Raw genomic sequence first — 12104 nt, forward strand, 5'->3', positions numbered from 1 at the left:
AAGCGGCGCTTCGCAATTATCAAAGTCAGACATTGACAAATCAAGGGTGAAAGAAAAGGAAATAAGAGGCACTGCCCATGAGTCAAAGAAATTTGCGGGCTGTTTGATAAAAAGAATATATGAATGAAACTGAATTTCATGAGTACGAGATTTCTCCGCATACTGGTTGCCGCTGGTTACCTGTTGATGTGCCTGTTGGCAGGTGGGATCATGTATCTGTGGCATTATGAATGGAAAGAGATTGAGGCATTGGAAACGGAGAACCAACGGATAAACAACTTCCGCCAAGAAATACATCATGTTTACGGTGAAATGACCGGGCTTTCTCTTTTGGGCGAAAGTGTGTTGGAGTGGGAAGACGAGGATTTGGAGCATTACCATATTCGGCGTATGGCAGTGGACAGTATGCTATGCCGTTTCAAAACGGTTTATCCAGCAAGACAAATAGACAGTGTGCGCCACTTGTTGGAAAGCAAGGAAAGGTTACTTCAGGGCATTGTGGAAGTATTAGATGAACAGGAAAGTTTGAACCAGAGGATTGCCGAGCGTGTACCCGTCATTGCGGCAAGAAGCGCACAGGAACAACCACAGAAGTCGAAACGTAAAGGTTTCTTAGGTTTGGCAAAAAAGAAAAGCCGAAAACAACCGCCACGACTAACATGCTCCATGCACTGAACAGCAAGGAGATAGCACAACAACAGGCACAAAGCCGCCGTTTAGCAGCACAAACCAACAGCCTCGCCATGCGTAACAATAAGCTGAACCGACAACTGCAATCGCTTATCGGGCAGATGGACAGGAAAATAGAAAGTGACTTGCAAGGGCGTGAGATGGAAATAACCGCCATGCGTGAACGTTCGTTCCTGCAAATCGGCAGTCTGACAGGTTGTCTCTTTCTTCTTTTGGTTGTTTCTTATATCATTATTCACAGGGATATACGCCGTATTATACGGTATAAATCAAAGACAGTCAGCCTGATAAAGCAACTCTATGAATCAGATATGCAAAACAAGGAACTGATTTCCTCCCGCAAGAAAGCCATGCACACCATTACCCATGAACTGCGCACACCGCTGACAGCCATACACGGCTATGCGGAACTGATACAAGGACACGATACGGACAACATAAGCCGCTATGCAGAAAGTATCTTACAGGCAGCCGGTAGGATGATTGCCATGTTGAACACATTACTTGACTTTTTCCGGCTGGATAGTGGAAAGGAGAATGCGAATAGCGCCCCGTTTCGATTGCAGGGCATGGCAGACGCTTTATTGACAGAATTTATTCCTTTGGCGGAAGCAAAAGACTTGCGTTTTACGGTGGAATGTTGCGATGATGTTATCCTGATGGGTGACAAGGAGCGCATCATGCAGGTCTGCGGCAATCTTTTATCCAATGCTGTCAAGTTCACGCAAAGCGGAAACGTATCGTTTCGTATGGAATATAACGGTAGTGTTCTTTCTATTGTAGTTGAAGATACAGGCAACGGAATGAGTGGAGAAGAACAGCAACGTGTGTTTGGTGCATTTGAACGTCTCTCCAATGCCGCCACACAGGACGGTTTCGGATTGGGCTTGTCGATAGTGAAACGTATCGTGGATATGTTGGACGGTACAATCCGGTTGGACAGCGAGAAAGGCAAAGGCAGTCGTTTCACAATAGAATTACCCATGCAAACCGCTGATATTGCTGGCATCGAAAAGAAGAAAATGCAAGAGCAATATCAAGAGCCATACTTTGAACGCTCATATTCGGTCATTATGTTGGACGACAACGACATTCTTCTTTCGATGGCAAGGGATATGTATGCTCATTACGGCATCCATTGCGAGATATGCAACAATACGGGCGACCTTATGGAAGCCATACGTACAAATGACTACGACCTGCTGATTACCGACTTGAAGATGCCGGAAACGAACGGCTACGAGGTGTTGGAACTTCTCCGTTCATCGGACATCGGTAACTCGAAGACCATTCCTGTGGTAGTCGCTACGGCATCGGGAAGCTGTACCGAAGAAGAACTGCTGTCACAAGGCTTTTCCGCCTGCCTGTTCAAACCGTTTGACCTGTCGGAACTGATGGCGGTGTCGGAGAAATGCCTTTCCCCCTTGCTGTCTGACAAGGAGGAACAGCCCGACCTGACATCCTTGTTGGCGTATGGCGACAAGGTGGCAATGCTCGACAAGCTGATAACCGAGACGGAAAAGGATATGCAAGCCATAAAGGAAGCTGGGGCAATGCTTGACCGCAAGGCTTTGGATATACAGGTACATCGTTTGCGCAGTTCGTGGGCGGTAATCCGTGCAGACAAACCACTCAGGGAGCTGCACCGCCTATTGCGTATGGAGGAGAATTGTGCGGACGAAGAAATCAGCAAAGCCATAGATGCAATGTTGGCTATGGGTAACAAGATAGTGGGACAAGCTAAAACACGAAAGGAGGACAAGCAATGAAAGTAATAGTGGTAGAGGACAATCCCGTATATAACGATTATATCTGCAACCTTTTGAAGAAAGGCGGTTTCGACACCGCACAGGCGTATCGGCTTTCCACCGCCAAGAAATTGTTGATGAAAGCCGGAGAGGAATACATCGTGCTTGCCGACCTTCGTCTGCCTGACGGAGAGGGTATCGACCTGTTACGATGGATGCGCAAGGAGGAAAAGCCGCAACCGTTTATCGTCATGACCGACTATGCCGAGGTGCATACGGCGGTGGAAAGTATGAAACTCGGCTCTGCCGATTATATCCCCAAACTGTTGGTGGAGGACAGGCTTGTCCCTCTCATCCGTTTACTGCACAAGGCACAGGAACAGAAAAGGCAGGGGCAGGTGCCAATATTCGTCCGTCAGGGAGCGGCATATCAGGAAATCAAGCGGCGTGTCCGGTTGGTTGCGCCCACCCGTTTGGGAGTGCTGATATGCGGAGAGAACGGCACGGGCAAGGAACACATCGCCCGTTATGTGCATACCCAAAGCAAACGTGCGGAAAAACCTTTCGTAACGGTGGACTGTGGAGCGTTGTCCCCGACATTGGCACAGTCCGCCTTCTTCGGACACGTCAAAGGGGCATTTACGGGAGCAGATTCTGCCCATGTGGGGTATTTTCAGGAAGCCGAAGGCGGCACATTGTTCCTTGACGAAGTGGGCAACCTTCCGATGGAAATGCAGCGTATGTTACTCCGTGTCATACAGGAACACCGCTATCGTCCGATAGGAGCGAAAGAGGACAAGACCGCCGACGTACGTATCGTGGCGGCTACTAACGACGACTTGCAGAAAGCCGTCACCGAAAAGCGTTTCCGTGAGGACTTGCTCTATCGCCTGAAAGAATACACGATAACCGTACCACCCTTGCGTGACTGTCAAGAGGACATATTGCCGTTGGCGGAGTTCTTTCTCGGACTGGCGAACAAGGAACTGGAGCGTAACATCAAAGGATTCAATGCTTCCGCCAATAACATCCTGCTTGCCTATCCGTGGCCGGGCAACGTCCGTGAATTAAAACAAAAGATACAGACGGCTGTCCTGCACGCGGAAGGCAACATGATAACTGATAACGATTTGGAGTTAGGCAGAGAACAGCTATCTTCCTTTCCTTCCAGCTTCGCTCTCAAAAGTGAAGCAGAAGAGAAAGAACGGATTATCCGTGCCTTAGAGCAGGCGAAGGGAAAGAGACATCTTGCTGCCAAGTTGTTGGGAATAGGCAGGACAACGCTGTATAAAAAGATGAAAGAATATGGAATTGAATTGTAAATTGTAACCATAAGCAGTAAACAAGGGCAAGTATCAAACTCTTGCCCTCGTTAAAAACTCACTTTTCTTTTCGCACACCCTTAAACGGGGTACCATCTTGTTTGACATCCATGAAACGCCCGGTATCTTTATCTCTTTTTACCCATTGTTCTGTTTTGGGATTAAAAACCTGTGAACGATTTTTCACTGCGCCATTGCGATGTCCGTCTCCAGACGGTGGATTTGTTGCCATATTCTTCCTTATTATGCACATCTCGAATTATGCAGTCGAGAACACACTGCTTGATGTTACAAATTATTTCCGTATATACGAATTAATATCTTCCCCATAAATAGAATATTGCTCTGTGAAAACTCTCATTTCTTCTCTAATTCCATAAGGCATAATGTAAGGATAAAGAAGTAGATATTCACGCCGAGGACTTACAGGCTTAGCATCTTTCGTAACAGGCATAATCATACATTTGCCTGTATGTCCATCTACTACCCCTAATTCCCATGGCATCCAATTACTTTTTCCAGCATCAGGCGATTGAGCGTAAATTAAAGATTTGCTATTCTTTAATCTTTGCTGTATCCTTTTCGCAGTATTTTTATCTGTCTCATTTCTTTTCATGTTAGCATCGACAATACAGTCAAGATAGACCTTGAATCCCATGTTTGATAAAGCATAAAATATACCTTTTACAACATCCGAATCGGAAATGTTGTAAGAAAGAAATATATCAAACTGCTCATTCATTGGTAATCCTTGATAATTATCGCTGTATGTGCGTTGCTCGTAAAGAGACATTCTGTTCGTTATGGCACGAAAATGTGCCTCGCTAAAATATTCCATATTCAAATTAAATTCTTCCTTCGTTTACTAATCTCCAATAATATTTTCCTAACTCTGTTAACTTACATCCGGTACTATGCATTGCTGCAAAGTACATAAATTCTTCATCTATAGGTTTCACAAATCCTATGCTTTGTAGTTTTTGCAGCAGTTTAAATTTCTTAACATTATTTAGGTCTGCATAGGGTATTACGTATTCATGATGCACAGACGGGTCGTTTGTGTCCTCGAAAGATGGATCTAGTGCTATATCTTTATTCGGATCCACAAACAAGTTTGTTAGTTCACGAATGACTGACAACGACACTTGTGGTTCTACTTTACGTAATGGTGCAAATTCTGTAACATTGGTTTTAAAGACTGGTCTTTGGTCCCATGGTCCAAAAGAACGATCAATGTATGCATACACACCACCTATAGTAATATTCCCACAGAAATCTGATGCTCCTCCATTAAGTCCAGCGCAGAGTAACTCTGTGAAAAGGCCATGGCCACCAGCTTCCATCGCAACTTCATCTTCACGACAAGCTGTTAGAATAGAAACTCCTGTATTTAAAATGCTGCCAGCATCTTGAAGATTATACTTCCCCATATTTCCAGAATGACAGCAGTCTAAGATTACAACTTTGTTATGAACATGAGAATTATTGACAATATTCATTATAGTTGACATCTGTATTCCTGTATAGTACAGACCGGGAGTGGATATGTCCTGTGGCATAACAATCTCTGCTCCTGTGTTATTTGCGTAACCGTGCCCAGAGAAATATAAAAGAGCTGTATCATTATCTCCAGCAAAAAGTTTTTGAATAGCCTCCATTACTTCTCCTGAAGTCTGTACATTTGGCATCATTTTAACTCCAAAATTCGGAGAACCATCGCCATGTCGTTCAATTACAGCTTTAACGTTATTGATATCCTCTATACATCCTGTCAGTTCATTTCCCGCAGGATAATCATTGATTCCAATTAACAGTGCTTTTTTCATACGGCCTCTGTGTTAAAGGTATTGATATATAGCATATTCTCGAACCGCGTTTGCGACGGATTTGGCATTCCAGCCAACAATGACATCAGCTACATTTTTCACAACAGAAGATGTGCGTTCTGCCCCCCATGGTTGAACCGCAATAATTGGTTTGCGATATTTCTGTGCCATTTCATTTCTTTGTTAATCCACTTGCTATAAGTGGCATATACTCCAGCAAGGATAATGACACAACTACACCCTTTAACTTTTGCTTCTATTGCATCAGATAATTGCTTGTCTGAGCCATTTGTATGAATGGGGTCATTCTGGGGGACAGAATGGTTGTAAAAGCGAATACCTTCTTGACGTAAAAATAATTCAATTTTGTCATAATCGCTTGAATATGACCACGAATGCGAAATAAATATTCTGTACATAATACAAGAGTGTGAACTCTCTGGTCCTTCACCAGGGTCTTAATTTCGAATTCACGATGCAAATATACAAACTTTTTCAGTATTATATATTCAAGATGAGAAAAAATCACATTGTAAATACTATATATCACAAAATCATACGTAATATATTGTGCAAATGAGAAAATATCACTATATTTGCAGTGTTAAACAACTTATTTAGTCAATACTTATGCTACAACAGTTCACAATAGAAAATTTCCTATCCTTTAAGGATAAAGAAATATTACTCCTTCAGCCCAACAAAGGTTCTTTGAAAAAGGACCATAAAATGGAGCCGACTAAAGGACAGTGGGTGCTAAAATCAGCAGCAGTGTTTGGAGCAAATGCTGGCGGAAAGAGCAATTTTGTCAAGGCGATAGAGTTAGGTAAAAAACTTGTTTTAAGGGGTACTCGTACAGATGATTTAATAGATTTTTACCCCTTTCGTTTGAGCTCGGAAAATAAGAAAAAAGATACAACCATTATTTATCATATACTTTGTGGAAACAAAAAATATGAATATGGCTTTAGCTACAATGCAGAACAAATAAGCTTAGAATGGCTTAAGCAAATAAACAAAAACAATGAATGTGTTATTTTTCAAAGGAATACAAAAAAATCCAATTTTGATATTTCATATCTTCTTAAACTCAATCCAAAAGAAGAAGAATCACAATTCTTGTCATTTCTTGCAAAAGCGACACCACAAAGACAATTGTTTCTTCATGAGGTCATGAGTCGTAACATTCATGAGAATGTATCAAATATTAAAGATTTGGATTCTGTTATAGACTGGTTCGTAAATTCTCTTAAAATTATATTCCCTGATACTCCGTATAAGCAAGGTGTATTACTTAAAGCTGCTGATGATAATGATTTAAAACGTGGTTTTGGGGCACTTTTAAGATATTTCAATACTGGCGTTGATAGTGTAAAATTAATAGAAGTACAATTTGAAAAACTTGGTATTCCACAAGATTTACAACGTGCAATAAAAGCAGATTTGTCAAAATCCAACACAGATGAAGCATTTGGAGCATTAAGATTTGACGATAACTTGTATTTAATCAACTTGATTGATGGTGAAATTAAGGCTAAGAAATTGATGACAGTACATAAAAAAATGAATGAAACTGATGTCGAGCTTTTTTCGCTTGGCGATGAGAGTGATGGTACAAAACGTTTATTTGATTATATTCCACTTATCTTGGACTTGATTCAAGGAGAGAAAGTCTTTATTGTTGATGAAATGGAACGTAGCTTGCATCCATCACTTATTAAGCAAATAATTTTATTGTTTTATAAGTATTCAAAAGATGTTTCAAGTCAACTGATTTTCACCACTCATGAAAGTTCTTTAATGGATCAAAAGATATTCAGGAGAGATGAAATATGGTTGATGAAAAAAGACAATAACGGTATCAGTTCATTTGGAAGAATGGATAATTTATATAATGTGCGCTTTGATAAAATGCTTCAAAACAGCTATCTTAATGGCGAGTACGGCGCAACCCCCATATTTGAGACAGAAGAGGAGATAAACAAATTATTTTCATCTTTAAAATAATCTTCCGATGGTAAGTTTTGTTTCTAAATTTCTGTTCACCGCCACGGTAACAGCACCAACATTCTTGTCACTAGGATTAATAGGTGTCATTAAGGATAGCACGAATTATTTTCGATTTTGGGATGAAATGCTAGAAAATAGGATATTTCCTACTAGTTTTGAATGGTGGGGCATCAATATCAGTTTTGGATTCACATTAATATGTCTTATCGGCATCAAAATTTTTCTTTGTAAAAAATCTAGCAAGTACAAGGAGGGAAAAACTATTCAAGTGAAATCTTATTCAAATTTATCTCTGAACAGTGCGGAGCAGGTAATTTCGTCTATAATCCCTTGGTTGACAATATTTGCCGACGAACTTGATTTTATGGTATTATTTGTTTGCATAATACTTCAATGCTGCTTTATTGCGATTGCAAGTTATAATAACAACAACTATAATTTACTTTGTTCAATATGGGGGTATCGCTATTATGAAGTATATACAGAAGAAAACACCTATATACTAATTTCTGAAAAATGTATCAGGAATAAGAATGAGATTAAAAAGTTTGTTGAAGTGACAGATTATATGGGTTTAATCATTAATGAAAAATAATATGAGCCAATTTTATGCATTGATGCCTGATAATACAGTAAAACATATCCCTCTAAAAGAAGAGATAATAACAGAGATTAAAAACCTATTTATAAATAGTGGGGCTACATTCAAACCAGAAGGTATAGAAGAAGATGTTTTCGATGGCAATATTGTTAGTCGGAACGGAGAAAATATAACGTACGTGCATTATGACTTACCTGAAGATTTTGCTCGTATACCATGTAATCAGGCTGACATGTCCGAATACAATATAAATGAAGATATGCCTAAAAGCATCTTTTATTACGATGATGGAAAGTTCTATTTTCAGATCTTTAATAAGAAAAATATGTTGCAACGCAAAATGGTCTTGCGGTTTGAATATGGAAATGTATTTGCAAAAATGAATAACTCTGCTTTTATTGTCGAAGATAAGATTCATGCGTTGTACGAGGAGGGAAAGCTATATTTCCAAAGTTATACAGTCGCAAATCAAATATTCTCACTAATAAATTTTGTTACAGAAGCTACAAATGCTGAAATTGAATCCTTTGGAGAATTAGATGGAATTAATGTAAATACCGAAAGCATAAAGCATATAGCAAACATAAAGACACGTCGGCTTATAAAGTTGTTGTCGAACACTGACAATATTTCAACTTTTATGAGAAAAGCATCTCGAACAAAAACAAGCCTATTAAATAAATACGGAGTTAATGCCCAAATAAATGAAAATAAAGAATTGGTTTTACCAACAAATAATGTTGCAGATTTGAACCGTGTTTTAGAGTTTCTCAATGAGGACATATTTAGGGGTGTAATTACCGACAGACTTTATCGTTCAAATTCAAAGAAAAAAGATAATCACTAATTATGAGCGAAGAAAACAAAATAATACTCTATCAAGACGATAACGAGATAACTCGTGTGTCCGTACGTTTTGCCGATGAGGATTTATGGCTGACGCAAAATCAGTTGGCGGAAATATATTGTACAACACAACAGAACATCAGCCAACATGTGGATAATATATATAAAGATGGAGAACTGACCATAGAGGCAACTAACAAGAAATTCTTGTTAGTTCGCCAGGAAGGCAATCGTCAGGTAAAACGTAACATTGACCATTACAATCTTGACATGATTATAGCATTGGGGTATCGTATCCAGTCGCAGGTGGCGACTCGTTTCCGTCGCTGGGCTACCCAACGGCTTCACGAATACATCCAAAAGGGATTTGCTATGGATGACGAGCGATTGAAACAGGGAGGAAACCGATATTTCCGTGAATTGTTACAGCGCATCAGGGATATTCGTAGTAGCGAACGTAATTTTTACCAACAGGTTACGGACATTTATGCCACAGCGACAGACTACGACCCTCGTGACGAGATGACAAAAATGTTTTTTGCCACAGTACAGAACAAGCTGCATTATGCGGTTCATGAGAATACGGCAGCCGAAGTTATCTATCATCGCGTGGATAATGAAAAGCCATTTGTGGGTATGACAAACTTCAAGGGTAATTATGTGACTAAAGATGATGTGAAGATTGCTAAAAATTATTTGTCTGAGATTGAACTACAACGCTTGAATCTGCTTGTTTCCGGTTTCTTGGACTTTGCCGAGTTCCAAGCATTGGAAATGAATCCCATGACAATGAAAGACTGGATAGAAGCACTGGACAACCAGATTATTGCACACAAACGGAAGGTCTTGATTGGTAAAGGACGTATTTCACATAAACAGGCGATTGAAAAGGCAGAAAAGGAGTTTGCTATCTATCGCAAACGTGAAATGGACTTGCTTGAAAGCGATTTTGATAGAGAAATCAAAAGATTAAAGGACAAGAACGATAATAATCCAAACTAATTCACTACCTTTGCACCAAGAAATCATCCGTTTCCACAATGCGCAAAACACAGAAGTCCAACGGTGGAGCAATAGGAGGAGATTGCTGTTAATGTGATTCTGAAAAGTAATGATATACAGCCACTTGTAGATATGTTACGATTCCTGGTGGCACCACTTTTTAAGAAGGCAAAACGATGTAAATCCCTGAATTTCAAAGAAGTTTGGGGATTTTTCTTTTCCAAGAGTAAGCAAAATTAGTGGGATTGAAGCAAACTATACGTCCTTATTCAAGGGACTGTTTTCAAAAGCCCGAAATGTTCCACTGCGAGGTATTTACTTCATTCTTTTACAGCACGTTGCACTATTTTACATAACAGGGTTCTCGGTTCGATTTCCTAACTTTGTATCATTAAAAATCGAGCCGTATGGAAAGAAAAAGATTCAGCGTGTTGTTCTTCATCAAGCGTAGCAAACTGTTAAAAAACGGGGAAGCACCCGTGCGTGTGCGTGTCACTTATGACCGCCTATACGTGGAACTTCAACTAAAGCGGAGCGTAAAAGTCCCACTTTGGTCACAGGAAAAAGAGAAATCGACAGGCAAAGACCGCAATTCCGTGGAACTAAACCATTACATTGACGCCCTGCGTGTGAAATTCTATCAGATTTACCAAGACTTGGAACTGGAGGGAAAGATTATCTCCGCACGTGCCATAGTGAACCGCTATCAGGGAAAGGACGAGACTTTCAAGACATTGTATAATGTATTCAAGGAACACAACGACAACTGCCGGAAGCTAATCGGGACGGACTATGCCGACATCACCGTAAGACGTTACGACAATTGCCTTAAATACCTCATGGAACTGGTTAAACGGGATTACAAGGTAGATGATATGTTACTGCGTGAGGTAAACGGGGAACTGGTACGCAAATTCGATTTATACCTAAAGACGGAGAAGCATTGCGCACAGAATACCGTTATCCGGTACATGAAATGTTTTAAGAAAGTGATAAACCTTGCCATTGCCAACGAGTGGCTGACAAAGAACCCGTTTGCCGGAATCAAGTTTCACGAGGTGGAGGTAAACAAACAGTTCCTAAGCCAAGCCGAGATAAACCGGATATGGCAGAAAGAGTTCAGGATTGAACGGCTGGAACTGGTACGGGATGTCTTTATCTTCTGCGTATATACCGGGCTGGCATTCATAGACGTGTATAACTTGCGCCCCGAACACGTTTCAGAGGACAGCAACGGCAACCTGTGGATAGTGAAACCCCGTGAAAAAACAAACAACCTCTGTAACATCCCGCTTTTGAGCATTCCCAAACAGATACTTGAAAAGTATAAGGATAACCCCTACTGCATGGATAAAGGAACTTTGTTGCCCGTTCCCTGCAATCAGAAGATGAACAGCTACCTGAAAGAGATTGCCGACCTGTGCTGTATTAAAAAGAACCTGACCACGCACACAGCCCGGCACAGTTTCGCTTCGGTTATCGCACTGGCTAACAACGTGTCACTGCCGAACGTGGCTAAAATGCTGGGGCATTCATCCACCCGAATGACGCAGCATTATGCGAAAGTATTAGACCAAACGATACTAAGGGATATGCAAGCCGTTGAGAAACAGCTATCCGTATAACCACGAAGAAGCCAGCAACACGGTTTTCAAGAAAACGTGATTGCTGGCTTTTAATCAAACAATATAGAAAACAAGACAGCTATATTTCAATACTTCAATATTTCAAGAAAGCAAGACATCAATAAAACAAGATTTCATGTTTTCAAGATTTCATTTTCTGTAATGTCTTTCCAGCAGGTCTAAAATCTCGCTTTCACGATAGATGATTTTTCCCGGAAGCTGCACGTAGCCCAGCAGCCCCGTGTCCCTGTAATCCTGCAACGTCCGTTTGCTGATGCAAAGCCGCCTGCACACCTCATCACCCGTCAGGTAGTGTTCACCGTTCAATACCGGGCGATAGTTCATTACCACGTACTCCACGTTTTCCAGCACCCTGTCGAGGGAGGAAAACAGTACCAGCGTGGTTTCGGAATCTTTCGTTATCAAATCCATAC

The 12104-nt window shown here is 40.8% G+C and carries 12 protein-coding genes and 1 pseudogene; 7 read left to right on the plus strand and 6 right to left on the minus strand.

Annotated elements, in window-relative coordinates; translation table 11 throughout:
* Positions 1 to 138 precede the first annotated feature (138 nt).
* Positions 139 to 2459 (plus strand): annotated as a pseudogene (locus tag DWX84_RS14415) (hybrid sensor histidine kinase/response regulator).
* On the plus strand, positions 2456 to 3760 hold the full coding sequence (locus tag DWX84_RS14420; RefSeq protein ID WP_032536786.1) for a sigma-54 dependent transcriptional regulator: 1305 nt from the start codon (positions 2456 to 2458) through the stop codon (positions 3758 to 3760). Before DWX84_RS14415 ends, DWX84_RS14420 begins: the two are co-directional and overlap by 4 nt.
* A 58-nt stretch (positions 3761 to 3818) precedes the next feature.
* Here DWX84_RS14420 and DWX84_RS21655 read toward each other — a convergent pair whose 3' ends face one another.
* The 5 genes from DWX84_RS21655 to DWX84_RS22200 all read right to left on the minus strand — a co-directional run bounded on the left by DWX84_RS21655 (position 3819) and on the right by DWX84_RS22200 (position 6005).
* On the minus strand, positions 3819 to 3992 hold the full coding sequence (locus DWX84_RS21655) for a hypothetical protein (RefSeq protein WP_007480391.1): 174 nt from the start codon (positions 3990 to 3992) through the stop codon (positions 3819 to 3821).
* 63 nt (positions 3993 to 4055) lie between these two features.
* Positions 4056 to 4598, minus strand: a complete 543-nt coding sequence (locus tag DWX84_RS14425; protein WP_007480392.1) for a toll/interleukin-1 receptor domain-containing protein — start codon at positions 4596 to 4598, stop codon at positions 4056 to 4058.
* Positions 4599 to 4605: 7 nt separating this feature from the next.
* Entirely contained in the window at positions 4606 to 5586 is a 981-nt protein-coding gene (locus DWX84_RS14430; RefSeq protein WP_007480393.1) for a caspase family protein, read from the minus strand.
* 12 nt (positions 5587 to 5598) lie between these two features.
* A complete protein-coding gene (locus DWX84_RS21660) occupies positions 5599 to 5757 on the minus strand; it encodes a hypothetical protein (protein WP_199703921.1) in 159 nt (52 codons plus the stop codon).
* The gene (locus tag DWX84_RS22200; protein WP_199703919.1) at positions 5685 to 6005 is read right to left on the minus strand and encodes a TIR domain-containing protein; all 321 of its coding nucleotides are present in this window, start codon (positions 6003 to 6005) and stop codon (positions 5685 to 5687) included. The genes DWX84_RS21660 and DWX84_RS22200 overlap by 73 nt, the downstream gene beginning before the upstream one ends.
* A gap of 310 nt (positions 6006 to 6315) precedes the next feature.
* On the opposite strand from DWX84_RS22200, the gene DWX84_RS14440 reads away from it, so the two are divergent.
* From DWX84_RS14440 to DWX84_RS14460, 5 genes are all read left to right on the plus strand, one after another.
* The gene (locus tag DWX84_RS14440) at positions 6316 to 7593 is read left to right on the plus strand and encodes an ATP/GTP-binding protein (protein WP_223804907.1); all 1278 of its coding nucleotides are present in this window, start codon (positions 6316 to 6318) and stop codon (positions 7591 to 7593) included.
* A gap of 7 nt (positions 7594 to 7600) precedes the next feature.
* Positions 7601 to 8191, plus strand: a complete 591-nt coding sequence (locus DWX84_RS14445; RefSeq protein WP_007480396.1) for a hypothetical protein — start codon at positions 7601 to 7603, stop codon at positions 8189 to 8191.
* 1 nt (position 8192) lies between these two features.
* Positions 8193 to 9044, plus strand: a complete 852-nt coding sequence (locus tag DWX84_RS14450) for a hypothetical protein (protein ID WP_007480397.1) — start codon at positions 8193 to 8195, stop codon at positions 9042 to 9044.
* A 2-nt stretch (positions 9045 to 9046) separates the two neighbouring features.
* On the plus strand, positions 9047 to 10045 hold the full coding sequence (locus DWX84_RS14455; protein ID WP_007480398.1) for a virulence RhuM family protein: 999 nt from the start codon (positions 9047 to 9049) through the stop codon (positions 10043 to 10045).
* Between the two features lie 407 nt (positions 10046 to 10452).
* The gene (locus tag DWX84_RS14460; RefSeq protein ID WP_025815055.1) at positions 10453 to 11670 is read left to right on the plus strand and encodes a site-specific integrase; all 1218 of its coding nucleotides are present in this window, start codon (positions 10453 to 10455) and stop codon (positions 11668 to 11670) included.
* A 150-nt stretch (positions 11671 to 11820) separates the two neighbouring features.
* Here DWX84_RS14460 and DWX84_RS14465 read toward each other — a convergent pair whose 3' ends face one another.
* Positions 11821 to 12102: a helix-turn-helix domain-containing protein gene (locus tag DWX84_RS14465; RefSeq protein WP_024988805.1), complete on the minus strand. Its 282-nt coding sequence runs from the start codon at positions 12100 to 12102 to the stop codon at positions 11821 to 11823.
* Between the last annotated feature and the right edge of the window lie 2 nt (positions 12103 to 12104).

Source organism: Parabacteroides sp. AF21-43, assembly GCF_003635435.1.
Classification (GTDB): domain Bacteria; phylum Bacteroidota; class Bacteroidia; order Bacteroidales; family Tannerellaceae; genus Parabacteroides; species Parabacteroides distasonis.